Raw genomic sequence first — 22,435 nt, 5'->3', positions numbered from 1 at the left:
CGTTAGCAGCCAGGCACTGCCCCGCAGGAGAGCCCATAGATGCCTGAGACGACGACGCACAATGAAGCCCTCACTGATCCTGTCGCCGAACAACCCGGCTATGAGGAAACAGGTTCGAAGGTCGCGATTGCGAGCCACCCAATCCATGCCATGGCCGTGGCTTTCCCGATAGCGCTGACATTCAGCAACTTCGGCGCGGACGCATTCTATTGGTGGACCGGCGACGTATTTTGGGCGCGGGCTGGTCTCTGGGCAGCGGGAGTGGCTTTCATCATTGGTCTCGCTTCTGCCGCCACCGGCTTGCCCGAATTGCTGTTGGTTCCCGGCATCCGCGCTAGGGCCGCAGCCTGGACCCACGCCGCCGTCGCGATGGTGCTCCTGTCTGTTCTTGGCATCAACTGGGGCTATCGCCTCTACGGCTACGAGACCGCGGTTTTGCCCCATGGAATTCTCCTTTCGGGCTTCGGCATCATCATGGTGGGAGCGACAGGTTGGCATGGCGGCAAGCTCGTCTTCGACTACAACCTGGGAGGCACGTCAAAGGGAAGCTGATGGCCGCGAGGCTCCATGAGCCAGTGCGGTAACGGAACCTCGCCCAGCTCAGGCTTGGCGAGCACCAGGAAGAGGATGGCAACAACCGGAACCATTAGCAGGAGAAGCGGAAGAAGCGGCGCGGGCGTCTGGTAATCTCCCTCTGTTTCAGCCACGGCCACGATGGTGCGACCGACCCAAGCATGAAAGCCAACGAGCAGCGCGACAAAAAACAGTTTCGCAAACATCCAGGGGACAAAGACTTCTCTCAGGAAGATGAGAAGGATGCCCACAGCGATAGCGAACAGTGCGGCGGGTGTGACGATCCCTGTATATCCGTAATGGCACGCAAGCCTGACCCGGCTGTAATCCGCCTGCTCGATGGTTGGGTGGTGGCGCGCCAGCATCAAAGGCAGCGCGAAAAGACCCGCGCACCAAATCAGCAACGCGGCGATATGGATCGCTTTCAAATACGGGATCGTACCGTCAAGCCACGCGATCATGCCGCGCGTTGCACCATGGTGCGCCACCCCCGGCGGGCAACGAGCGCAGCCCAAACCGCAAAGGGGAGCCCTGCCGGGACCCACATGATGAGGCCTCCGAGCTGTTGGTCGCCGAGCGGCGTAAAGCCCCACGCCCAAGGCGCTACGGCGTGAAGCGCATAAAGCGGCGCAGGCGCAAAGGTTAGGAGTGCCCCAAGGAGTGCCATTTGCATGAAGCCGGCCAGGACCCACAGCAGAGCGCGGCCTGCACCCTGCCGTTGATCGAATACAGTGCGCCAGAAGGCGATTGCCGTCCCGAGCAAGGTCAACTGCATTACCCAGTAGACCGCCATGTTACCGAGTGCGAAATCATAGGCCTGTGGCAGATGCCAGGCCCAGAGAACCCCCGTCGAGAGGAGGAAGGAGACCGAGGAAGACCGTAGTTGGCGCGCTGGCCAAGCAAGAGCGATGAGAGGAGCAGCCACCGCCACCAGGAGAACGTGGTGGACAACGCGCGCTGAAAAGAGCGCAGCCGACAAGGCGCAAAGCGGCGAAACGAAAGCCACCGTAAGCACGCAGACGGCTAAGGCGCCCGACCGGGTCCTTCCGATCACGAAAGCCAAAACAGCAAGCGTGAGCAGCAAGAACGGATCCAGATTCCAGGCCTGCCAAAGCTCGCTTGGGGCAGGTCCCGGTCCGCAATAGGTTCCTCGGAACGCCTCCATCAACAAACTGCCTCACAGTGGAAGATGTCCGTCGGACGGCGCGCTTCGGAACAATGCAACAGGTCAGCGGTTCGACGAGTTCTTGTGCGCTTGCCCATTCGGTCCCTCCATGCCGGCGACATCATGATAGCCGTCCCACCTCGGCTCAATTTGGAACCACTTCAACCGCCTCTGGTTCCATGTGTCATGGTGTGTTCCACCTTGTCCGGACACATCGTGGTTCAGACTCATGTTCCGTTCGCGCCGGTCTCGCGGAGTGGTAACGAGCGACAGCTTTCGCGCCCGGCCCGTTCTATCCCGAATGACGGCAAGGAGACCGCTGCTGAACGGCAGCTATCCCACAAGTCGAATCTGTTAGGGAAACGGCTTCCGGCCCAGGACGATCCCGCCGGGTCATTATTGCGGAATCTGCATCAGGCGGCGGCGGAGTTCTGGCCGCGCATCGCGCCGGGCGAATATCCCATCGCCCGTTTGAAGGCGCGGCTGAAGGCGGCCTGCGAGCCATAACCCAACCGGTGCGCAGCCGTCTCGATCGGCATATGCTCGCGCCCGATCCACTGCGCAGCAAGCCGCATGCGCAGCTCCGTCACATAACGCAGCGGCGTCATCCCCGTTACGGCCAGGAACCGCGCCGCGAACACGGAACGCGAGCTCCCCATTTCCGCCGCGAGTTCCGCCACCGTCCAGTCGCGTCCGGGATCGCGGTGGATCGCCGCGATCACCCGGCCGAGCCGCGGGTCGCGCAAGGCCGCCACCCAGCCGCTGGCATCCCCGCACCCGCATTCCACCCATGCCCGCACGATGAAAGCCGAGACGACATCGGCCAGCCGCGCAAGCACGCCCGCAAAGCCGGCGCGTTCACCATGCGCCTCGCGCTCCATAGCTTCAAGCATCGGCAACACCTCGGGATAGCGATCGAGCAGGGTGCCAACCAGCATCACCTCTGGCATCAACCCCACGAGCGGATGCATGCTGCCCAGATCGAATTCCATGCAACCGCTGAAGACGAGGGCATCCGAGGAACGGCAGCCCTCGCCGGAGCAGGCCTTTATCGAGCTGACGCTGTGGCAGAGAGGAGCGGCGTTGAAGTCGGTGATGTCGCGGCCGGTACCTTCCGCATCCGAAACGAGCTCATGTAAGCCGCCGCGCGGCAGAAGCACCGCGTCGCCCGCATTCATCGCCTGAACGGTTTGGCCGCATCGCAGGAACACCTGACCGCGTGCAACGAAGTGGAACTGGGCCCGCCCGTTCACCGTGCCAAAACGCAGCCCGAAGGGAGGCGTGATCTCGATGCGCCGATACTCGACTCCGACCAGCCGCATTCCCATGAGCAATTCGCTCACGAGGTCGGCTGGAATGCGTGAGCCGTCGCCATTTGTGTAAGGATCGGATTTTCGATCAAGCATTCAGGACTAGATGACATAGATCGTCCGGCTTTTCAAACCTAAATCTTGCTGCACTGCAAAACCCTCTTTACGAAAGGGCTTACCAAATGAGCGAACGCTTAGAACCTATTGCTGGCACCACGGCGCACGCCGAGCCTGCCTGGGGCGGTGTCGTGGCCGTGGCATTGGGCGTCTTTGGTCTCGTGACGGCGGAGTTCCTGCCGGCGAGCCTGCTTACCCCGATGGCCAAGGACATGGGCATTTCCGAAGGGATGGCGGGACAAGCGGTCACGGCCACAGCCGTGGTCGGCCTGCTGGCCGGGCTTCTGGTTCCCTCCGCCACAGGCGGCATCGACCGGCGGCGTGTGCTGCTAGCCTTTTCGGCTCTTCTAGTCATCTCGAATATTCTCGTGGCAACAGCTCCGAACCTGCCTTTGCTGCTTCTTGGGCGCGTGCTTCTTGGGGTGGCGCTCGGTGGCTTCTGGTCCATGTCCGCGGCAATCGCCATGCGCCTGGTGCCGGAGGCCATGGTGCCGCGCGCGCTGTCTCTGATCTTCAGCGGCGTGTCTGCGGCCACAATCATCGCCGCGCCGGTCGGCAGCTATCTCGGCGAGATCATTGGCTGGCGTACAGTCTTCCTTTTTGCCGCCGGCTTGGGTTTGGTTGCGCTGCTGGCGCAGCTGGCTGCCCTTCCCCGCATGGCGCCGACAGCTCCCACACGACTGAGCACATTGGCTGAGGTGCTGGCGCGCCCCGGTGTCGGCCTTGGCATGTTCGCCGTCATGCTGGTCTTCACCGGTCATTTCGCCTTCTTCACCTATATCCGGCCTTTCCTCGAGACGGTGACGGCGTTGGAGATCGGAGCCGTATCGGCTATTCTCCTGGGCTTTGGCGTCGCCAATTTCCTCGGCACACTGCTAGCCGGCCTGATGATCGAGCGCAGCTTGCGTGCGACGCTGTTTGCCATGCCCCTTCTGATGGGCCTGCTGGGGCTTGGCCTCGTCACCCTCGACAATGCTCCGGTCGCGGATGCAGCGATGGTAACCCTGTGGGGCTTGGCCTTCGGGGCGGTGCCGGTCGCCTGGTCCACCTGGCTCACCCGCACCGTTCCCGACCAGGCGGAAAGCGCAGGCGGGCTGATCGTTGCGGCCATCCAGCTGGCGATCTCGATCGGTGCGGCCGCCGGCGGCCTGATGTTTGAACTGAGTGGCGCGACCGGTGTCTTCGCCTCGGCTGCCGCCATCTTGTTCCTGGCAGTGGCGATCATTACAGCCGGCGTGCGCCCGCGTGCTGCGGCCACCGCGGCGCCGGTCCCCGTCCATGTTTAGCGAAGTGCCATACAGCACCAACCGCCATATCCTGGTCAACGCCCGGCCTCATTCCGGCTGGGCGACTTCCACCTCGAGAAGCGCGGCTGCCTACCCCGGAGAAGGGCGGGCAGCGTAGCTCGCTACAGCGATGCGCCGCGCATTTCGCATGAGACGATTTCAGGGCTGGTGGATCAAGTGCCTGGTCCGCGATACCTGGGCGTGGCACTCGTCGGTCTGGTTTGCCGGGGCGCTAATCTCGAGGATCACTGAGCGTTCCGGCTGCTGCATTTTTTGCAGTCATTCGGGACAGTTGGAACCTTTTACCGAAGTGCTCACCGCCTCCGCTTAATTCGTAGAGGCGCTCAACACACCGAGCCTTGCCCAAACGCGTGATCCTGACTGGAATGACCGATGTGGAGGCGCGTTCTGAAGCGTAGCTATCCGACAAGTTCAATCTAGGTAGCGAACGAGGTTTCCGGCCTGACTGACACGGAATCGATCTCCGTCCTTTTACGTAATTCCAGACGGAAAAGGCTCCCCCTTCCTGGACTGCTCTAGCGGTCCCCGCGCGCTGCAGCAATTTCCCTGTGTAGTTCTTCGGGAGCCAATTGCCGTCGGTAAAGTTTCGATCCGATAATGAACGCAGGTGTTCCTGGCAATGAAAGCGCGCGCGCCTGCATTCTGTTGCGTGCCAGCAGCGCGTCGATCTCTGTCAGATAAACGTCGAGCGCGTCGCGGACCTCGCCAACATTGATGTCTCGCGCCCGCATTGCGTCGTCAATCCGGCGCATCCCCAATCCTCCCTCGATCTCCAGGACGGCCGAGTGCGCCGGTGCATAGTAGCCAAGCCGGTCAGCCGCGAGAACCATGCGGGATGCATAAAGCACGAGATCGCCGTTGATTGGCCAGTCCTTCATTACGAGCCGGATGCCGCCATCCTCTTCGACGATCCGCTTCAGGTGCGGGTGAAGGACCTTGCAGTAGGGGCAAGCATAGTCGAAGAACTCGGCTACCGTTACATCTCCGTGCGGGTTACCGAGCACCGGCAGTACGGGATCGAAGAGAATATCAGAGAGTTCAAGGGACTGTCGTGCTTCGGCTGCATGGGGAGCCAAAGTCGCCGCGGAACCAACCAGAAATCCGCGCCGGGATATCATTTTTCCTCCTCTGCGGCGAAGGACAGGGTGGCAGCCAATCCGTGCGGGTTTCGGTTTCTGATCGACAAGACGCCGCCCATCCGGGCTATCGCCTCCTGCGCGATTGCAAGCCCAAGCCCACTACCCGTGGAAGACCTTTGGCGACCGCGAAAGAAGCGATCGGTCACGTGCGGAAGTTCATCCGCAGGTATCCCGGGGCCCTGATCTTCGACCAAAATGTCAGTCCTGCTCCGGCCCTCAATGCGGACTACCACGGGGCCTTCAGAATGGCAGAGCGCGTTCTCCACAAGGTTGCGCACCGCCAATGTAAGCAATACGGCGTCGAACGCCGCGACTTGCTTCACATCGCCTTCCACCTTCACCCGATCTCTTTCGACAGGCATGTCGGCCAAGATGCGGCTGACCAGTTCCCGTGGGCGGCCTTCAACAAGGTGAGGAGTTCGGTCTGCCGCTTCCACGGCCGCCAGGTCGAGCAACTGTCGCACAAGCCTCGCGGTACGATCCACACCCGCCGCGATTTGCCGGAGTGCGTTCTCATGCACCTGACGATCATGGCTGGCGAGCGCCACTTGAGCCTGCGTTTTGAGACCTGCCAATGGGGTCTTGAGCTCATGTGCTGCAAAAGCTGTGAAGCTCTTCTCGCGCTCGCGCGCTTCCTCAACGCGCCTGAAGAGCCCGTTGAGCGCATGAATGGCCGGCGCAATCTCCTTCGGTAAATTCTCGTTCGGCAGAGGTCGCAGGTCGCTCGCTTCTCGGCGGGAAAGCGCGCCTGCCATCTCGTTCAGAGGCGACATTCCTCGGCGGACGCTCACCCAGATAACTCCAGCCAGAAACGGAAGGATCAGTGCGGCTGGAACGGCCAGCCCCTTTATGACGCCGCCAACAAGGCGGTCGCGAACCAGCAGGCTGTCGCCGACCATGACACGGACACCAAGAAGGGGGTTCTCGATCACGTAGACACGCCACGCCTCGCCATTGACTACGCTTTCGGAGAAGCCGCTGCCGGAATCCGTGAGCCGATCTTCGGGTGCGTGCTCAGAGCGCCCCACCAGCCTGCCGTCAAGTGACCATATCTGGCATGACAGCTGCCGTTCGTATGTTGCGTCCTCGAACTGAACCTCGGCAATTGGACCGCTGCCGTTTCCAGCAAGCGCAAGTTCGATCCTTCGCTCGGCCAACAGCGAATTGACCATGCGCGCTGCTTCCATCAATCGCGCATCCAGCACGCGTTCCACTTGGGCCTGCGTGCTGAAATATATCCAGGCCACGGCGAGGAGCCAGACCAACCCCGTTGACGCGATCAGGATCGCAAGGAGCCTCGTTCGAATGGAGTTCACGAGTTCTCCTCCGCGAGACGGTACCCCAGGCCACGAACCGTCTTGATATAACCGGTTCCGAGCTTCGACCGGAGGTTATGGATGTGCACCTCGACGGCGTTGCTTTCCACCTCCTCCTGCCACCCGTATAACGTCTCCTCAAGCGTGGCCTTGGAAACCGTCATCCCGGGGCGCTCCATCAGAGTGCTGAGAATACCGAACTCCCGCCTCGTCAATGTAAGCAGCTTCCCGCCAAGGCTGGCGGTCTGACTTGCGGGATCGAGCACGACGCCCCGCCAATGCAATGTACCTGTTGCACGTCCCGATCCCCGTCGTGCGACAGCGCGCACCCGGGCGGCCAACTCGTCGAGGTCGAACGGTTTGCCGAGATAGTCATCGGCACCAGCGTCGAGTCCCGCGATGCGATCGTGCACCTGATCACGCGCGGTCAGCAGCACCACCGGCGTTGCGTCCCTTCGCTGCCTCAGGAATCCGAGCACATCCAGTCCCGAACCATCGGGTAGCATCAGGTCAAGGATCACGGTGCCGTATTTGTGCGTTTCGAGGGCAGCAAAAGCGTCCTCACAGGTGGCAACCGCGTCGACGGTAAAGCCTGCAAGGCCGAGACCAGCTGATAGACCATCAAGCAGTACAGGATCGTCTTCGACTACCAGGATGCGCATATACGCTCCTCACCATTCTACGGATGATCATCCCACGAGCAGGTGCTCCATGGCAGGATCGGGGATCACAACGATCGAGCTTCCGTCCCGTACCTCGCTATGGAGATGAATAACGTCTTGGTTGACGAGCCTGATGCAGCCCGACGAGACGGCCTTACCGATGCTGAAAGCCTCTGGCGTGCCATGAACCCGGTAAAGCGTATCCTTTCCGTTCTGATGGATATAGAGAGAGCGCGCGCCCAGCGGATTTTTCAGTCCCGGATCCATTCCGCCGTTCGCAATGCTGTAGGGCTCAAGTTCTGGCTGGCGTTCCACCATCGAATCCGGCGGCGTCCAGCGGGGCCACTCGCGCTTGTAGGCGACGATCGCCTGGCCGGCCCACGCGAAGCCGTCCCGGCCAACTCCGATGCCATAGCGGGTCGCGCGGCCACCAGGCTTGACGTGATAGAGATACTTGGCAGGCGTGTCCACAATCAAGGTCCCGGGCTTCTCGTCCGTCGAATAGTCCACTTCGGCGCGCCAGAAGCGCTGATCAAGATGCGTCACATCGACTTCGGGTATCGGAAAGCGCTCGTGCGGCATCGCATAGTACATCGGCGGCACGACAGGTTTCGGGGAAAGCGCGGGCTCAAGGGCCACGGTCTGTTTCTGTCGCGGTGCGGAGACACAACCCGATAGGACAAACGCGCCCATGCCGAGCAGGAGCGCCCGCCGCCGTAAAGCACCACCGGTGCCCCTGTTCGTTGCTTCGTTGCTTTCAACCTTGATATCGGGGCTGCGCGCCATGCTAGGGACCCTCTGCTGTTTTCAGGACCGCTTTCCCAGCCGCCTCACCTTAAGGCTGCCTTAAGGTCCGGACAGCACCCACCCAAAAACAGTTCACGCCCGTGTAGGGCGACGGATAGGTGCAATGAGAAAGACGGTCTTTGCCATCCTCGTCAGCCTCGTGTTTCAGGCGAACTCCCTAGCCATTGGCGAACCGCTCCAGGAGCCCCTCAGTGTTGATGACGCATTCGCCATGTCAGTATCTCGGGGTCAGGGCGGATCGCTCGCGGTGGAATGGATTATTGCTGATGGCTATTATCTTTATCGCGACCGACTGACCGCACGCTCGGAAAGTGGGGCTGAATTACCCGTTACGACCCCTCCTGGGATTAAAAAGGACGACCCGAACTTCGGGCGCTCGGAGATCTATTACGACCGGGCTGATGCGACGATTGCCCATACCGGTCCGAGTCCGATCGAGATCACCTATCAGGGGTGTCAGGAGGATGGCATATGCTATGCTCCGGAGCGGCGGATTGTTGACCCGCTCACGCTTGCGGTTTCCGGCTCTTCGACTCCCGGATCAGCGGCAGGCCAGTGGTCTACTGAGTCGCCGTCGCGGCAGAGCGCCGCAGCGTCGCTGCAGAATCCGACGCAACAACTGGACGCTGCAGAGGACGAGGGACTCGTACAATCGCTTAAGGGCCAGGGTGGCGCACTTCTGGTGCTGGCGATGTTCCCTCTTCTTGGTGTCCTCCTCGCGTTTACGCCATGCGTCCTTCCGATGTATCCGATCCTTGCGGGAGCCTTGGCACGCGAAAGCGAGCGTCTGACACCGAGGCGCGGGTTTGCATTGTCGACTTCCTATGTTGTTGGCCTGGCGACCGCATTCGCGATCCTGGGAGCAATCGCCGGGTGGTCAGGGCAAAACCTCCAGATGGTGCTTCAGTCTTCCTGGACCACGGGCGTGATCGCCGTGGTCTTCGTAATCCTGGCGCTTCCCATGTTCGGGCTGTTCGAGCTCCAGTTGCCTACTGCTTGGACGAGTGCGGTCGTCAGGCAAACCGGCCGGCTGGGCGGCACCATGGGAGCGGCGGCGCTACTTGGCTTCTCGTCGGCCTTGATCGTCGGGCCGTGTGTCACACCCCCGCTGGCGGGTGCCTTGCTGTATATTGCGCAAACCGGGGATGTCTCGCTCGGAGCATCGGCGCTGTTTGCGCTTGCGATCGGCAAGGGATTGCCGCTGATTGCGTTGGGAACTCTGGGAGGGGGCACGCTGCCCCGAGCTGGCGTCTGGATGAAGAGCGTCAGGAGCCTGTTTGGTTTTCTGCTCCTGGCAAGTGCAATCTGGGTTGCCACTCCGTTACTGCCGCCCGGAATTGATCTGGCGCTGTGGGCAGTCTTGCTTGTCGGACTGGCGAGCTTCACGCTGACACCCACTCCGTCCCGCGGCCCCGCGCTTGCCGCAGGACGAGCGGTGGGTGCCGTCGCCCTAATCTATGGCGCTATTTTGATGGTCGGTGTGGCTGCAGGTGCCAGGGACCCGCTACGCCCCCTTGCGATTTTTGCCGGCCGCGGTGCGGCGGGTCAAACGCAAGGAGAACTGGATTTCGCACAGGCCAATTCGCTGCCGCAACTTCAGAAGACGATTGCTGCTGCCGATGGACGGCCCTCCCTGATCTATTTCACCGCCGAATGGTGCACAACCTGTCGCACAATCGAGCGTGCAGTTCTTCCGGATCGCGGAGTGCGGGAGACCTTGTCAGAGTTCCAACTCGTGAAGGCTGACCTAACGGACTTTGATGAGGAAAGCGCCCTGCTTACGAAGCAGCTTGGCGTAGTCGGGCCACCCACCATGCTGTTCTTCAGGGGAACACGCGAGGTTCCAGGGACACGATTGGTCGGCGACATCAGCATCGAATCCCTGACATCTTCGGCTCATCGCTCGGAGAGCAGATGACATGAACGCCGTATCCATTGGGCCGCTGGTTCTCGCAGCAGACCGCTTCGCCGTGATTCTCGGCATGTTTGTATTCATCCTGATCACGGGATTGCTCGCGCGCCGGGTCGACGAGCGTTTCCTTCCATGGTCCTGGTGGGTCCTTCTTGGATCCATTGCAGCGGCTCGCCTGGGACACGTTCTGATTCACTGGCGCATCTTCGCGCAAGATCCGATCCGTGCATTTGCATTTTGGGAGGGAGGCTTCTTCTGGCCTGCCGGGCTTGCCGCTGTGCTGCTTTGCCTGCTTGTCGGCCTCCGAACAGCACGCCAGCGCCTCTGGGCCCTGTTGCCACTCACTGCGGCGCTGGTGGTATGGAACACAGCCTGGCGGATCAGCGGAACCGCTCCCTCCATTTCCCTTCCCGCCATTGCCCTGGAGACGTTGGCCGGTGGCGATCATGAGTTGGACGGCACTCCCGGAATCCCGAAAGTGATCAACCTCTGGGCCACCTGGTGTCCACCCTGCAGACGCGAGATGCCGATGATGGCGGAGATTGCCAATGATTCCGCCGATATCGACTTCGTCTTTGCGAACCAAGGCGAAAGCCGAGCAGCGATCGAAAACTACCTCGCCAATGCGGAAATTGCACTCGATCTCGTTCTTTTCGATCGGTTCGGTGATCTCGCCCGCCACTATGGCGCGCCGGGGCTCCCCGCGACCCTTTTCATTGATGCGGAAGGCATGCTGCAGCACGCTCATCTCGGCGAGATCTCGCGCGAGAATTTGCTTTCCCGGCTGTCCGGCCTGCGCACCAAATCCAACTGAACCGGAGGCCCTCACATGATGGACAGAAGAGCTCTGCTGAAGATCACGGCGGCGGGCATGGCAATCGCGGCAGTGACCCAACCCACCCTCGCGCAGATCGAACTGACCGTTGAGGAGGTTCTATTCGATCCACAGATTCCGGTACTGGGCAATCCTGCGGGTGACGTCACGATCGCCGAGTACTTTGATTTCCAGTGCCCGTTCTGCAAGCGGGGGCACAAGGACTTGATCGATCTCGTGCGCGAAGACGGAAACATTCGCCTCGTCATGAAGGACTGGCCCATTTTTGGCGGCGCATCTCTTCACGCCTCAAGCCTTGTCCTCGCCGCCGGCGACGATTACGAGAAAGCGTTGAATGCCGTGATGGCGACCCCGGGGCGGCTTGGCAGAGAAGAGGTCGATGCTGTCCTGGCGAATGCAGGGCTCGACCCAAAGGCGCTTCTTTCGGCCTTTGAGAAAGATGCCGACCGGATCGACGGCATTCTTGCACGCAATATGGACCAGGCAAACGCGTTCGGATTTGGAGGCACTCCAGCATTTCTCATCAACACCCGAATTCATCATGGTGCGATGGATCAACAAATGCTGCGGGAAGCTATCGCCGCTGCACGGGAAAGCAGAACCTGACGTCCAGGCACTCTAGCCGATTAACCGGAGGACAGGCTCACGCGATGAGGCGGCTTCGCTGTCCAGCCGCAATAACCCGCCATTCTCCTCTCGGCTGGTTCGGCAAAGCTCGCCTGGTCCAGCGGCGCACGGTCATCCGGGCGCTCGTGTGTCATTCGCAGGTCTCGGGAGCGGGCCGTCGTTCACATGCAACCGGCCCGAGTTTCAGAGACGGCGCGGTCAGCTGCAGGTCAAACTGACGGCGCCGCTCGTTGCACGGAGAGGTGCCTGGCACTAAATCGCCTGTCCGCCTGACACCTCGATACGCTGCGCGTTCACCCAGCGATTGTCTTCCGAGAGAAGCGACGCGATCATCGGACCGATGTCTTCCGGGAGACCAGGACGCCCGAGCGCGGTCGCCTCGGCGATGTGCCGGGCCACCTCGGGATTGTCGCGCACTGCACCACCCGAGAAGTCGGTCTGGATGGCGCCTGGAGCGACCGTATTGACGGCGATGCGGCGAGGTCCGAGTTCCTTCGCCATGTAGCGGGTCATCACCTCGACCGCGCCCTTCATCGAACCATAAGCGATGCGGCCGGGATAAATAATGCGGGTTAGACCGGAGGAGATGTTCACGATCCGGCCTCCGTCTGCGATCAGCGGCAGTAATGCCTGGGTCAGGAAGAACGGCCCTTTGAGATGGACGCGGTATGCGGCATCGAAGTCCTCCTCTTTCACCTCCTCGAGCAGGCCGCTGTGCGATGTGCCGGCCATGTTGACGAGGAAGTTGAAGCGTTCGGCCGCCCATTCGCCGAGCACGCGTCGAACTTGATCGGCGAAGCCGGGAAACGCGCCCGTGTCGCCGGTGTCGAGCTGCAACGCGACGGCGCGTACGCCGGCCTGTCGGACTCTCGCCACGACCTCATCGGCGGCGTCTCGATTGCTGTTGTAAGTCAGGATCGACGATACACCGCGGCGCGCGAGCGCCTCCACGGTCGAGCGGCCGAGACCGCGACTGCCACCAGTAACCAGAGCGATGGGGAATGTCTGCATGGGGAATCTCCGTTCTGTTCAGGAATCCTGATCTAGTCCCCGCGCCCAATCATGATTAGATCGCTCTTTCCGCCAGCATTGTTTTGCGAGATAGAATAATCCGCATGGATCGGCTTGCCACACTCAATCTTTTCGTCCGCATCGTCGAACGGGGCAGCTTCAGCGCAGCAGCGGCGGATTGCGGGGTTTCGCGGCCGGTCGCGACCGCCGCTATCAAGGCGTTGGAGGAGCGTCTCGGAACGCGGCTTTTGCAGCGCTCCACCCGCCACGTCCAGCCCACCGTCGAGGGCGAAGCCTACTACCATCGCTGCGTCGCCATCCTCGCCGATATCGAGGATGCCGATCGAGATGCTGGCGGCGGGGTCGCCGGACGGGTCCGTGTCGACGTACCCGGCCATCTCGCCCGCACCATATTGCTGCCGGCGCTGCCCGACTTCCTGGCACGACATCCGGCATTGACCGTTCATCTCGGGGAAGGTGAGCGCTTCGTCGATCTCGTGCGCGAGGGGGTGGATTGCGTCGTGCGCGCCGGCGAGTTGGCCGACAGCGACATGGTGGTGCGACGGCTAGGAATGATGGAGGAGATCACGGTCGCGAGCCCCGCCTATCTGGCAAAGTACGGGACACCACACACTCCTGACGATTTGGATGGCCATCAAATGATCGGCTTCGTCTCATCGCGTACGGGCCAGCCGCTTCCGCTCGAATTCACCCGCAATGGCGGCGTCATCGAGGTGGTATTGCCGGCGCGTGTGCTGGTCAGCGGCGCCGATACGAGCGCGGCGGCAGCGCGGCTGGGCCTGGGGCTCGCCCAGGCGCCCCGTTATCGTTTCGCCGAAGACCTCGCGAGTGGCGCGCTGGTCGAGGTGCTCGCTGATTTTCCGCCGACGCCAACGCCCCTGTCCGTACTTTGCCCGAGCAACCGCCAGCTTTCCCCACGCGTGCGCGTGTTCATCGATTGGCTGGTTGAAACGATCACCCCGCGGCTCGGTATCGATTGAACCGGGTCAACGCGAAACCCTGTGTATTCTATACGCGACGCTCGCTCCTCCCCGCCTCGCTCATTTAGGAACAAGCTAACCAACACAAAATGAAATCGTAATTTCCGCCATTCCGCCCCTCCAGTAGACCAGCGTTCAGTACTCGGCTGCGCGGAAGTTCTCGGACAGCCAGAAAGGGCGCGAAATATGTCAATTGAAGAAGTGGACACGCTTGTTGTTGGAGGCGGCCAGGCAGGTTTGGCCATGAGCGAGCATCTGAGCAAGTGCGGCGTGCCTCATCTCGTTCTCGAGCGACACCGAATTGCCGAGCGCTGGCGTTCGGAAAGGTGGGACTCCCTGGTCACCAACGGGCCCGCCTGGCACGATCGTTTTCCGGGAATGGAGTTTCCCGACGCAGATCCTGACTCCTTCATCCACAAGGAGGCAGTTGCCGATTATTTCGTAGCCTATGCCGAAATGATCGCAGCGCCCGTCCGATGCGGCGTGGAGGTCAAGGAAGTCCGAAGGAATTCCGGGCGGCCGGGCTTCTGCATTGAAACTTCCGAAGGCATGATCGACGCCAAGAGCGTGGTTGTCGCCACCGGACCTTTCCAGCAGCCTGTCGTTCCGCCGGTCGTGCCCCAAAGTGCCGGCCTCATGCAGATTCATTCCAGCGCCTACCGTAACCCCCATCAGTTGCCCGAAGGAGGCGTTCTGGTGGTCGGTGCGGGGTCTTCCGGTGTTCAGATCGCCGACGAGCTACTGCAGGCGGGCAGAAGCGTCTATCTTTCGGTAGGGCCGCACGATCGCCCTCCGCGCGCCTATCGTGGGCGCGATTTCTGTTGGTGGCTCGGGGTTCTCGGCAAGTGGGATCTTGAAACTCCGGGACCTGGCACTGAACATGTGACCATCGCGGTGAGCGGCGCGCTGGGCGGCTATACCGTCGACTTCCGGCGCCTTGCCGCCCAGGGAATGACACTCGTTGGTCTTACCAAGGGATACAGGGACGGTGTCGTGTCCTTCGCCCCTGATCTCGCGGCAAATCTAGCCCGTGGCGATGCCAACTACATGTCACTTCTGGACGAAGCCGATGCCTATGTCGCTCGCAACGGCATAGACCTCCCCGAAGAGCCGGAGGCCCGCAGGATCGAAGCAGACCCGAAATGCGTGACTGACCCAATTCTCGAGTTGAACCTCAAACACGCAGGCATAACCTCAATTATCTGGGCAACAGGCTTTACCGTGGATTACAGCTGGCTGAAGGTCGACGCCTTCGATGGACGGGGCAAGCCCAGGCATCAGCGCGGTGTCTCAGCAGAACCGGGAATCTATTTCCTCGGGCTTCCCTGGCAATCGCGCAGGGGGTCCAGCTTCATCTGGGGCGTCTGGCACGACGCCAAATATCTGGCCGACCACATTGCCACCCAGCGCAAATATCTTGCCTATCATGAGGCTGCGAAACGCAGGAGCCGGATATAATGACAATTGGAGGCTGACGATCGGCATACGGCTAAAGTCATAAATCGGGCCGTTCAATCTGCGGACGCTTGTCGACCGAATATCCAACTTCTCTGCCCCTACTCCATGGAGACCAAGATGGCGCATACTCGAATTCGCAAGTTCAACACCAAAGATACCTATCCGGAGCAGAACCTCGATAACGATCTATGCCAGGCCGTGGTGACCCAAGGAGGCAAGACTGTTTGGCTGCGTGGGCAATGTCCGCAGAACCTGGACGACGCAGTGAATATCGACAGCCACGACCCGGTCGACCAGACGCACAAGGTCATGCAGAACATCCAGCAGCTGATCGAAGAGGCGGGCGGTCGCATGGAGCATCTGGTGAAGGTCGTGGTATACCTGACCGATATACGCCACCGCGAGGCGGTGTACCGCACAATGGGCGAATACATCAAAGGCGTGCATCCGGTGTCGACGGGCCTCGTGGTGCAAGCTCTGGCGCGGCCTGAATGGCTGGTCGAGATCGACGCCACTGCCGTGATCCCGGAGTGATCGGATGACCTTCTCGCTCGTTGCCCGCTGCCGCGACACCGGCATGTTCGGTGTCGCGATTTCTTCCTCCTCGCCTGCAGTCGCGGCGCGGTGCTCCTACGCCCGTGCCGGTGTCGGCGCGGTGGCCTCGCAGAACGTCACGGACCCGACGCTAGGGCCGCTTGCGCTCGACCTGATGGAGGCGGGCATGAGCGCCGAAGCCGCGATCGCGGAGGTGAAGAAGCGCGGCAGGTTTATCGAATACCGGCAGGTCCTCGCGGTCGATCGCCTCGGCCGCGTCGCCATTCATTCAGGGCCGAATTCCCTTGGCATCTGGGCGCAGGCGCAGGGCGAGAATGTTGCGTCGGGCGGCAACCTGTTGGCCAATGATGGCGTTCCCCAGGCCATTGTCGATGCATTTCTCGCCTCTTCCGGCCACCTGGGTGATCGTCTGATCGCCGCGTTGCGCGCCGGCTTGGCAGCCGGAGGCGAGGCGGGCCCGGTGCATTCGGCAGGGCTCAAGCTCGTTGATAAGGTCAGCTGGCCCGTTGCCGATCTGCGCTGCGACTGGACCGAGGAGTGTCCGATCGAGGCTGTCGCGACCGCCTGGAACATCTACAAGCCGCAATTGGAAGCCTATATCCAGCGCGCGCTCGATCCGCGCCAAGCCCCCTCCTACGGAGTGCCCGGCGACGAGTGAAGCATCTGCACAAGGCGGAGTGACTCACAGATAAAGGCTTGTGGCCGCCCTGGATGCAAGAAGCTCCTTCGCCGGGCCTTCCTGCGCCACCCTCCCCTTGACCAGGACATAGCCGCGGTCGGCGATGCTGAGCCCCATCTCGGCGTTCTGCTCGATGAGCAGAACGGTCGTTCCGCGGCTGTGAATCTCTCGCGTAATTTCGAAGTACTCGCCAATCAGCTTGGGCGAAAGACCCAAGGACGGCTCGTCCATGACGACAAGCTTTGGTTCGCCGATCAGCGCCCGCGCCAGCGCGACCATGGCCTGCTCCCCACCCGATAATGTGCCTGCCACTTGGCGGAGCCGCTCACGAATGCGCGGGAACAGACTGGACATCTTGTCCAGCTGCCCCTCGAAATCCAGCTTTCCGCCGGAAACGGCATCGAAGCCGAGGCGCAGGTTCTCGAGAACGGTCAGGCCAGGGAATAGACGCCGCCCCTCTGGAACAAGCCCGACGCCGAGTGCCGCCAGGTTCTCGGTGCCGAGCTCGGCGACATTTTTTCCCATCACCTCAACCTTGCCGCGCTGTGGCCGCACGACCCCGCAGACGGTCATGAAAGTGGTCGTCTTGCCGGCGCCGTTGGGCCCGAGCAGGCAAACCAGTTCGCCCGCCTGAACGCTCATCGTCACATTACGCAGCATCGGCACCGCGCCGTAGGCGGTATCCACGTCCTTCAGCTCAAGCATGGGCCGCCGCCTTTCCAAGATAGGCCTCCTGAACGCGGGAATCGGCACGCACCGTCTCGAAACTGCCTTCGGCAATCCGGCTGCCGTAATCGATGCACATCACGTGCTCCGGGAACGCTTCAACCACGCGCATGTCGTGCTCTATCAGGATCACGGACAGTTCAGGATGCTCTGAACGGAGTCGTTTGATGTCGGCCACCAGTGCGTCCGTTTCCGCGTCGTCCATGCCGACCGACGGCTCGTCGAGCAGGATAAGCTTGGGCTGGGAAGCAAGCGCACGGGCGATCTCCAGCCTGCGCCGATCCGCTTGCGCAAGGGTTCCGGCCGGACGGTAGCGCTGCTCGAAAAGGTCACCGGAGCCGAATTGCAGAAGCGCCTCCGCCTTCTCGACGCAGGCCGCCATTTCCCGGCCCGATTTGCCAGGACGGAACAGTGCGTCGAGAACGCCGGTTTTCGTGCGCGTGTGCATGCCGATGATAACGTTATCGAGCACGCTGAGGTCGGAAAACAGGCGCGAAGACTGGAAAGTGCGACCTATTCCCCGCTGCGCTACTTCATAGGGCGGCTTTCCGGTGATGTCGACGCCGTCAAATATGACGCGCCCCGAGCTTGGCTTATAGACACCGGTAACAACATTGAACAAGGTGGACTTGCCGGCGCCATTCGGTCCTATCACTGCCAGCACAGAGCCCTTTTCGATTGCGAAGGTGACATCGTTCAACGCGACCAACCCGCCGAACCGCATGGTTACGTTGTCGACTTTGAGAAGCACACTCACCGATGGGCTCCATATTGACGTAGACGCTGCGGAAACAGACCCTGCGGACGTATCATGAGGAATCCGATCACGACCACGCCGAAGAAGAGCAGTCGGTAATCGGAAAAGGCGCGCAGCTTTTCAGGCAGGATGGTCAGGAGAAACGCGCCGACGATCACGCCGAATATATTGTCCATGCCGCCGACGATGACCATGGTCATAATGGTGACGGAAACCAAGAAGGTGAAATTATCGGGTGAGATGTAGGAGATGTAAAAGGCGTAGATCGTACCGGCAAAAGCTGCAAGGAACGCATCAACCGCAAAGGCTAGTACCTTGTACCAGGCAACGTTGATGCCTTGTGCTTTGGCAGCGATCTCGTCCGCACGCAACGCGTTCCAGGCAAGACCGATGCGCGACCGGTGGAGGCGCTGGGCCGTCACGATCGCCACCACCACCAGGGCAGCGGAGAGATAGTAGAAATTCGCTTGGCTCGGAAGCTTCCAGCCGAACACTTCCAGCGGGCTGGCGAAGGAATGTCCGAAGAGGCTCGGCGCGGGAATGCCGACCAAGCCATTAGGGCCGCCTGTCCATTCGAAGTTGTTGAGGAGTTGCTGCACGACCACGCCGAAAGCGATCGTGACAAGCGCCAGATAGGTATCCCGCGTGCGCATGGAGGGAACACCTATTATGAAGCCGAACAAGGTGGCGGCCAACGCGGCGATGGGGAGCGTCAACCAGAAGCTCATGCCGAAATTGAGCGCCAGCAGCGCCGATACATAGGCGCCGATGCCGTAGGAAGCACCGGTGGCGAAATTCGGGATGTTTGCACTCCCGAGCTGGAAGTTGAGAGCCAGCGCCAGAACCGCATAGAGCTGTGCCACGATCAGAAGATGCAGTATGTACGTGTTGGATCCCACCAGAAAGGGGAACCCAAGCACCACGATCGCCGCTGTCGCCATTGTGACCAGCGGAACGCGCGCCAGGCTCGCCGTGACGAAGTCGCCCATTGCCGGGTAGCGCTCCAGAAGGAAAAAGCCGAGGCCAAGCAGGGTTAAAAGCCCGGTCACCTCCCAGCCGCCATCAGCCTTAAGGATGGCATAAAGGAAAGCGGCGCCGCAAAGTTGCGACAAGATGGCGACCACTGCAGCCGCAACGGCACTGCCAGGGGCGGCGGGTGAAGCTGGGCCTCCCATTGCTAGACCTTCTCCATGGCGGTCCGCCCGAGCAGGCCGGCGGGGCGGAAGATGAGCACAACGATGACAAGGATGAAGACGAAGACAAGCCTGTATGAAGCCCCGTCCGGAACAAAGGTCTGCGCCAGCACCTCGATGCCGGCGATGATCAGGCCCCCAACGATGGCGCCCGGCATCGAACCCAGCCCACCGATAACTGCCGCCGAAAACCCGAGCAGGCCGGCCATTACGCCGAAGTCGAAGCGGGTAACGCCGGCGTAGCTTGCGAAGAGCAGCCCGGCAATGGCCCCGATCGCGGAGGCGATGAAGAAGGTCGCCCGGAAAACACGGCCGTCGCGTATCCCCATCATGCGCGCCACGATACGATCCTCGGACGCGGCGCGGATGCGTAGGCCGAGGGGGGTGAGGCGCAGAAAGACGAATAGCAGCGCCACCAGAAGCGTGGTCACCGCGACGACGAGCAGCGCGAGCCAGCTTACCGGCACACCGGCAATTTCGAATGCCACGCCGGAGACCAGACGGGGGAAGGCATGCGGGTTGGATCCCTGCGGATAGAGATGGCGGATCAGCTCACGGATGACGATGCCGAGCGCTACCGTAGCCACCAACGCCATCATGGCCGGCGCGTCGCGGAAACGGCGTATGACCACCTTGTCGAGAACCGCGCCGATCACACCAACGGCAAGCACAGCCACGATGACCGCGAGGACGAGCCAAGCCGGCGCGGTGGCCCCGAAGGCGATGGAAAGCGCCTGCGCCGCCGCCAACGCGATGAAGGGTGCCGTCATGGCAACATCGCCGTGGGAGAAATGAATCACATTGAGAACGCCGAAGATCAAGCTGAACCCTATGGCGAACAAGGCATAGATCGAGCCAAGGGTGATCCAGTTTACCGATTGCTGGATAAGGAGTTCCGCCATTCGCCCTCTCATTTTGTGTGGGCGGACCATTATCAGCAACATCCCCCAGCGCACACAATGAATCTCCGAAGTCACGCATAACAATTTCCGAATTTCAGCGCGAAGTCCCACGAAATAAAGTTACTATCGCTATGGGCCGCGTGCAGCGCGGCAGATAATTTTTCAGAGGTGGAACCATGCAAAACAGGCGAAACGCGCTCAAGAGCGTATCCTCTATCATAGCTGGCTCTGTGCTCGCTCTTGCGCTGGGTGTTGCCCAGGCGCAGGCCGACCAGATCAAGCTCGGCTTCATCGGTCCACTGTCGGGTGGCAACGCGCAGCAGGGACTTGGCGCGCGCAACGGGTTCCTGCTTGCCATAGAGCAGGCCAACGCCGAAGGTTACCCGCACCAGGTTGAGGCCGTTGTACTTGACGATGCTTCCGATCCGAGCGTGGGCGTTTCGGCAGCGCAGAAGCTGGTGAACGATCCGGCGGTGATCGCCGCGACCGGTCACTGGAACAGCCCCGTCGCGCTGGCGACGATGCCGGTTTTCCAGCGCGCCCAGATGCCGTTCATCATTTGGGGCGCGATCAGCCCAAAGATCACCGAGCAGAACCTACCCAACGTCACACGGGTCACCCCCACGCTCGTGAATGAGAACAAGCCGCTTGCCGAAGCCATCATCAAGGAAGGCAAGATCAAGAAAATCGCAATCATATCCGACACCACGGACTACGGCGTCGCCAACACAAAATGGTTCACCGAGTTCTTCACTGCGGCAGGCGGCGAGATCGTTTCGGCTGACGCCGCGGCCGTAGGTACCACGGATTTCCGCGCCATGCTGACCACCGCCAAGGCAGCCGCACCGGATGCCATCTATTTCGGCGGGGTCGTGACCGAGGCGGCGCTGGTCCGCAGCCAGATGGCGGATCTCGGTATGGGCGATATGCCGATGTACGGCATCTCCGGAATTTTCGACCCCAAATTCATCGAGATTGCGGGCGCCGCTGCCGAGGGTACGATCGTAGGCACGCCCTCCGTCCAGTCCAATCCGAAGCTGGAGGCCTTCGAGAAAGCTTACGAGGCCAGAGGCTTTGCCGAACCCGCCGGGTCTTATGCCAAATATGCCTATGAAGCAGCGCAAATCCTGCTCGCGGCCATCAAGGAGAAGGGGATCGACGACAAGGAGGCGCTCAGCCAGGCAATCCGAGCGATCAATCACGACGGCATACTCGGCAACGTGTCTTTCGACGAGAATGGCCAGACCGAGATGGCGGTGGATATCGACTTGCACGTTGTCCGCGACGGCAAATGGGTGGACATGTAGTAGGAGATCATGGGCGGCGGTTCTCCCATGGAGGCCGCCGGTTCATGTTCGGTTTGAGACGGAGCCACTGGATGCTTGAACGCGGCGCCGAAACCGGCGATATACCCGTTCATGCCGCTCCGGTTCACCTTGAGACAATTGGAATATTTCGTCGCCGTGGGCGAGGCAGGCTCTATAGCAAAGGCTGCCGAACAGGTTAACGTGTCGCCCCCTTCGATCTCGGCATCCATTGCCCAGCTCGAAGAAGAGTTCGGCATTCAACTCTTCGTACGCAAGCATTCGCATGGCTTGTCGCTGACCGCCGGTGGACGTATCCTGCTCAAGGAAGCTTCGCGCCTGCTCAGCGATGCGGACGCTCTGCATGACATTGCCGCCGATATGGCCGAAAAGGTACGCGGGCCGTTGGGAATTGGCTGCCTGCTCACCTTCGCTCAGATTGTTCTTCCTGCGCTTCGCAGAAAGTTCGAGGACGCTTACCCTGATGTGCGTGTGAGGCAATTCGAACGCCATCAAGGCCAATTGCTCGAGATGCTCCAACGCGGTGAGATCGACGTTGCGCTCACTTATGACCTCGAGCTTTCGCAAGACATCGCATTCGAGCCGCTGATGCGGTTGCCGGCCTATGTGATGCTGCCGGGGGGACATCGCCTGGCATTACAGGCGAGCATCACGCCGGAAGAGCTCGTCGACCAACCGATGGTTTTACTCGATTTGCCCTATAGCCGGGAATATTTCCTCTCGGCCTTCCAGAAGAGGGGCTTGAAGCCAAACATCGCCGAGCGAACGGGCGATATAGCGGTGATGCGCTCCATGGTCGGAAATGGGTTTGGCTACGGTATTGCAAATATGCGGCCGCTCAATGCCATGTCGCCTGACGGCAAGCCGCTGGTCTTCGTGCCGTTGGACAGCGATTTGAGGCCGCTTACCATGGGCGTCGCAATGCCTAATACCGAGCACCGCACGCGCACGGTAGGAGCGTTCCTCGAACATTGTCGCAGCTTCGTCCTCGAGCAAGGTGTTTTCGGCACGGAACGCGTGGTCAAATAAGGGGGGACACGGCCGGGGTGTTTCCGCTG

General features: G+C 61.2%; 23 protein-coding genes. 11 read left to right on the top strand and 12 right to left on the bottom strand.

The features are described 5' to 3' along the window. Nucleotides 1-39: 39 nt before the first annotated feature. Nucleotides 40-552, top strand: coding sequence for a DUF2231 domain-containing protein (locus CHEJ32_RS0120755; protein ID WP_028035497.1), 513 nt, complete (start codon nucleotides 40-42; stop codon nucleotides 550-552). Here CHEJ32_RS0120755 and CHEJ32_RS0120750 read toward each other — a convergent pair. The 3 genes from CHEJ32_RS0120750 to CHEJ32_RS0120740 all read right to left on the bottom strand — a co-directional run bounded on the left by CHEJ32_RS0120750 (nucleotide 519) and on the right by CHEJ32_RS0120740 (nucleotide 3,144). Beyond that, complete coding sequence (locus CHEJ32_RS0120750) at nucleotides 519-1,034, bottom strand: CopD family protein (RefSeq protein WP_028035496.1); 516 nt, start codon at nucleotides 1,032-1,034, stop codon at nucleotides 519-521. The genes CHEJ32_RS0120755 and CHEJ32_RS0120750 overlap by 34 nt on opposite strands. Further along, nucleotides 1,031-1,657 (bottom strand): cytochrome c oxidase assembly protein, encoded by a 627-nt coding sequence (locus CHEJ32_RS0120745; RefSeq protein ID WP_245261230.1) that lies wholly within the window; start codon nucleotides 1,655-1,657, stop codon nucleotides 1,031-1,033. The genes CHEJ32_RS0120750 and CHEJ32_RS0120745 overlap by 4 nt, the downstream gene beginning before the upstream one ends. Before the next feature lie 494 nt (nucleotides 1,658-2,151). After that, nucleotides 2,152-3,144: an AraC family transcriptional regulator gene (locus CHEJ32_RS0120740; protein WP_028035494.1), complete on the bottom strand. Its 993-nt coding sequence runs from the start codon at nucleotides 3,142-3,144 to the stop codon at nucleotides 2,152-2,154. An 86-nt stretch (nucleotides 3,145-3,230) separates the two neighbouring features. On the opposite strand from CHEJ32_RS0120740, the gene CHEJ32_RS0120735 reads away from it, so the two are divergent. Next, nucleotides 3,231-4,451, top strand: a complete 1,221-nt coding sequence (locus CHEJ32_RS0120735; protein WP_051469821.1) for an MFS transporter — start codon at nucleotides 3,231-3,233, stop codon at nucleotides 4,449-4,451. A gap of 536 nt (nucleotides 4,452-4,987) precedes the next feature. On the opposite strand, the gene CHEJ32_RS0120730 is transcribed toward CHEJ32_RS0120735, so the two are convergent. Genes CHEJ32_RS0120730 through CHEJ32_RS0120715 form a run of 4 tightly spaced genes read right to left on the bottom strand, consistent with a single transcriptional unit; the run spans nucleotide 4,988 to nucleotide 8,375 of the window. Further along, nucleotides 4,988-5,590 (bottom strand): DsbA family protein, encoded by a 603-nt coding sequence (locus tag CHEJ32_RS0120730; RefSeq protein WP_028035492.1) that lies wholly within the window; start codon nucleotides 5,588-5,590, stop codon nucleotides 4,988-4,990. After that, nucleotides 5,587-6,927 carry an ATP-binding protein gene (locus tag CHEJ32_RS0120725; protein WP_028035491.1) on the bottom strand — a complete coding sequence of 447 codons (1,341 nt, stop codon included), beginning with the start codon at nucleotides 6,925-6,927 and terminating at the stop codon, nucleotides 5,587-5,589. The genes CHEJ32_RS0120730 and CHEJ32_RS0120725 overlap by 4 nt, the downstream gene beginning before the upstream one ends. After that, a complete protein-coding gene (locus CHEJ32_RS0120720) occupies nucleotides 6,924-7,589 on the bottom strand; it encodes a response regulator (protein ID WP_028035490.1) in 666 nt (221 codons plus the stop codon). The genes CHEJ32_RS0120725 and CHEJ32_RS0120720 overlap by 4 nt, the downstream gene beginning before the upstream one ends. A 27-nt stretch (nucleotides 7,590-7,616) precedes the next feature. Next, the gene (locus CHEJ32_RS0120715) at nucleotides 7,617-8,375 is read right to left on the bottom strand and encodes a L,D-transpeptidase (protein ID WP_028035489.1); all 759 of its coding nucleotides are present in this window, start codon (nucleotides 8,373-8,375) and stop codon (nucleotides 7,617-7,619) included. A 124-nt stretch (nucleotides 8,376-8,499) separates the two neighbouring features. Here CHEJ32_RS0120715 and dsbD point away from each other — a divergent pair, with 124 nt between their 5' ends. The 3 genes from dsbD to CHEJ32_RS0120700 are packed head-to-tail and all read left to right on the top strand — an operon-like array spanning nucleotide 8,500 to nucleotide 11,749. After that, nucleotides 8,500-10,314 (top strand): protein-disulfide reductase DsbD, encoded by a 1,815-nt coding sequence (dsbD, locus tag CHEJ32_RS0120710; RefSeq protein ID WP_028035488.1) that lies wholly within the window; start codon nucleotides 8,500-8,502, stop codon nucleotides 10,312-10,314. Nucleotide 10,315: 1 nt separating this feature from the next. Beyond that, entirely contained in the window at nucleotides 10,316-11,122 is an 807-nt protein-coding gene (locus CHEJ32_RS0120705; protein WP_028035487.1) for a TlpA disulfide reductase family protein, read from the top strand. 15 nt (nucleotides 11,123-11,137) lie between these two features. Further along, nucleotides 11,138-11,749, top strand: a complete 612-nt coding sequence (locus CHEJ32_RS0120700) for a DsbA family protein (protein WP_028035486.1) — start codon at nucleotides 11,138-11,140, stop codon at nucleotides 11,747-11,749. Between the two features lie 273 nt (nucleotides 11,750-12,022). Here CHEJ32_RS0120700 and CHEJ32_RS0120695 read toward each other — a convergent pair whose 3' ends face one another. Further along, nucleotides 12,023-12,781, bottom strand: a complete 759-nt coding sequence (locus CHEJ32_RS0120695) for an SDR family NAD(P)-dependent oxidoreductase (protein ID WP_028035485.1) — start codon at nucleotides 12,779-12,781, stop codon at nucleotides 12,023-12,025. A gap of 104 nt (nucleotides 12,782-12,885) precedes the next feature. Here CHEJ32_RS0120695 and CHEJ32_RS0120690 point away from each other — a divergent pair, with 104 nt between their 5' ends. From CHEJ32_RS0120690 to CHEJ32_RS0120675, 4 genes are all read left to right on the top strand, one after another. Beyond that, the gene (locus CHEJ32_RS0120690) at nucleotides 12,886-13,782 is read left to right on the top strand and encodes a LysR family transcriptional regulator (RefSeq protein WP_028035484.1); all 897 of its coding nucleotides are present in this window, start codon (nucleotides 12,886-12,888) and stop codon (nucleotides 13,780-13,782) included. Between the two features lie 186 nt (nucleotides 13,783-13,968). Next, nucleotides 13,969-15,240: an NAD(P)/FAD-dependent oxidoreductase gene (locus tag CHEJ32_RS0120685; RefSeq protein ID WP_028035483.1), complete on the top strand. Its 1,272-nt coding sequence runs from the start codon at nucleotides 13,969-13,971 to the stop codon at nucleotides 15,238-15,240. Between the two features lie 117 nt (nucleotides 15,241-15,357). Continuing rightward, nucleotides 15,358-15,774 carry a RidA family protein gene (locus CHEJ32_RS0120680; RefSeq protein ID WP_028035482.1) on the top strand — a complete coding sequence of 139 codons (417 nt, stop codon included), beginning with the start codon at nucleotides 15,358-15,360 and terminating at the stop codon, nucleotides 15,772-15,774. Between the two features lie 4 nt (nucleotides 15,775-15,778). Continuing rightward, nucleotides 15,779-16,453 carry a DUF1028 domain-containing protein gene (locus CHEJ32_RS0120675; RefSeq protein ID WP_028035481.1) on the top strand — a complete coding sequence of 225 codons (675 nt, stop codon included), beginning with the start codon at nucleotides 15,779-15,781 and terminating at the stop codon, nucleotides 16,451-16,453. A gap of 24 nt (nucleotides 16,454-16,477) precedes the next feature. On the opposite strand, the gene CHEJ32_RS0120670 is transcribed toward CHEJ32_RS0120675, so the two are convergent. Genes CHEJ32_RS0120670 through CHEJ32_RS0120655 form a run of 4 tightly spaced genes read right to left on the bottom strand, consistent with a single transcriptional unit; the run spans nucleotide 16,478 to nucleotide 20,052 of the window. Next, nucleotides 16,478-17,179, bottom strand: coding sequence for an ABC transporter ATP-binding protein (locus tag CHEJ32_RS0120670; protein WP_028035480.1), 702 nt, complete (start codon nucleotides 17,177-17,179; stop codon nucleotides 16,478-16,480). Beyond that, entirely contained in the window at nucleotides 17,172-17,957 is a 786-nt protein-coding gene (locus CHEJ32_RS0120665) for an ABC transporter ATP-binding protein (protein WP_245261229.1), read from the bottom strand. The genes CHEJ32_RS0120670 and CHEJ32_RS0120665 overlap by 8 nt, the downstream gene beginning before the upstream one ends. Beyond that, on the bottom strand, nucleotides 17,954-19,132 hold the full coding sequence (locus CHEJ32_RS0120660) for a branched-chain amino acid ABC transporter permease (RefSeq protein WP_028035478.1): 1,179 nt from the start codon (nucleotides 19,130-19,132) through the stop codon (nucleotides 17,954-17,956). Before CHEJ32_RS0120660 ends, CHEJ32_RS0120665 begins: the two co-directional genes overlap by 4 nt. Nucleotides 19,133-19,134: 2 nt before the next feature. Next, nucleotides 19,135-20,052 carry a branched-chain amino acid ABC transporter permease gene (locus CHEJ32_RS0120655; RefSeq protein ID WP_028035477.1) on the bottom strand — a complete coding sequence of 306 codons (918 nt, stop codon included), beginning with the start codon at nucleotides 20,050-20,052 and terminating at the stop codon, nucleotides 19,135-19,137. A 176-nt stretch (nucleotides 20,053-20,228) separates the two neighbouring features. Between CHEJ32_RS0120655 and CHEJ32_RS25595 the strand changes: the two genes are divergently transcribed. Continuing rightward, nucleotides 20,229-21,359, top strand: a complete 1,131-nt coding sequence (locus CHEJ32_RS25595; protein ID WP_034658878.1) for a branched-chain amino acid ABC transporter substrate-binding protein — start codon at nucleotides 20,229-20,231, stop codon at nucleotides 21,357-21,359. A 111-nt stretch (nucleotides 21,360-21,470) separates the two neighbouring features. Beyond that, nucleotides 21,471-22,406: a LysR family transcriptional regulator gene (locus tag CHEJ32_RS0120645; protein WP_028035476.1), complete on the top strand. Its 936-nt coding sequence runs from the start codon at nucleotides 21,471-21,473 to the stop codon at nucleotides 22,404-22,406. Nucleotides 22,407-22,435: the final 29 nt, after the last annotated feature.

Source organism: Chelativorans sp. J32 (assembly GCF_000518985.1).
Taxonomy (GTDB): domain Bacteria; phylum Pseudomonadota; class Alphaproteobacteria; order Rhizobiales; family Rhizobiaceae; genus Chelativorans.
This window is presented reverse-complemented; position numbering and strand designations above follow the sequence as displayed.

Excerpts from the sequence above, each read along its gene's own strand:
- CHEJ32_RS0120755 (WP_028035497.1), top strand. The coding sequence starts at position 40 with ATGCCTGAGACGACGACGCACAATGAAGCCCTCACTGATCCTGTCGCC.
- CHEJ32_RS0120750 (WP_028035496.1), bottom strand. The coding sequence starts at position 1,034 with ATGATCGCGTGGCTTGACGGTACGATCCCGTATTTGAAAGCGATCCAT.
- CHEJ32_RS0120740 (WP_028035494.1), bottom strand. The coding sequence starts at position 3,144 with ATGCTTGATCGAAAATCCGATCCTTACACAAATGGCGACGGCTCACGC.
- CHEJ32_RS0120735 (WP_051469821.1), top strand. The coding sequence starts at position 3,231 with ATGAGCGAACGCTTAGAACCTATTGCTGGCACCACGGCGCACGCCGAG.
- CHEJ32_RS0120730 (WP_028035492.1), bottom strand. The coding sequence starts at position 5,590 with ATGATATCCCGGCGCGGATTTCTGGTTGGTTCCGCGGCGACTTTGGCT.
- CHEJ32_RS0120720 (WP_028035490.1), bottom strand. The coding sequence starts at position 7,589 with ATGCGCATCCTGGTAGTCGAAGACGATCCTGTACTGCTTGATGGTCTA.
- CHEJ32_RS0120715 (WP_028035489.1), bottom strand. The coding sequence starts at position 8,375 with ATGGCGCGCAGCCCCGATATCAAGGTTGAAAGCAACGAAGCAACGAAC.
- dsbD (WP_028035488.1), top strand. The coding sequence starts at position 8,500 with ATGAGAAAGACGGTCTTTGCCATCCTCGTCAGCCTCGTGTTTCAGGCG.
- CHEJ32_RS0120705 (WP_028035487.1), top strand. The coding sequence starts at position 10,316 with ATGAACGCCGTATCCATTGGGCCGCTGGTTCTCGCAGCAGACCGCTTC.
- CHEJ32_RS0120700 (WP_028035486.1), top strand. The coding sequence starts at position 11,138 with ATGATGGACAGAAGAGCTCTGCTGAAGATCACGGCGGCGGGCATGGCA.
- CHEJ32_RS0120695 (WP_028035485.1), bottom strand. The coding sequence starts at position 12,781 with ATGCAGACATTCCCCATCGCTCTGGTTACTGGTGGCAGTCGCGGTCTC.
- CHEJ32_RS0120690 (WP_028035484.1), top strand. The coding sequence starts at position 12,886 with ATGGATCGGCTTGCCACACTCAATCTTTTCGTCCGCATCGTCGAACGG.
- CHEJ32_RS0120685 (WP_028035483.1), top strand. The coding sequence starts at position 13,969 with ATGTCAATTGAAGAAGTGGACACGCTTGTTGTTGGAGGCGGCCAGGCA.
- CHEJ32_RS0120680 (WP_028035482.1), top strand. The coding sequence starts at position 15,358 with ATGGCGCATACTCGAATTCGCAAGTTCAACACCAAAGATACCTATCCG.
- CHEJ32_RS0120675 (WP_028035481.1), top strand. The coding sequence starts at position 15,779 with ATGACCTTCTCGCTCGTTGCCCGCTGCCGCGACACCGGCATGTTCGGT.
- CHEJ32_RS0120670 (WP_028035480.1), bottom strand. The coding sequence starts at position 17,179 with ATGCTTGAGCTGAAGGACGTGGATACCGCCTACGGCGCGGTGCCGATG.
- CHEJ32_RS0120660 (WP_028035478.1), bottom strand. The coding sequence starts at position 19,132 with ATGGGAGGCCCAGCTTCACCCGCCGCCCCTGGCAGTGCCGTTGCGGCT.
- CHEJ32_RS0120655 (WP_028035477.1), bottom strand. The coding sequence starts at position 20,052 with ATGGCGGAACTCCTTATCCAGCAATCGGTAAACTGGATCACCCTTGGC.
- CHEJ32_RS25595 (WP_034658878.1), top strand. The coding sequence starts at position 20,229 with ATGCAAAACAGGCGAAACGCGCTCAAGAGCGTATCCTCTATCATAGCT.
- CHEJ32_RS0120645 (WP_028035476.1), top strand. The coding sequence starts at position 21,471 with ATGCCGCTCCGGTTCACCTTGAGACAATTGGAATATTTCGTCGCCGTG.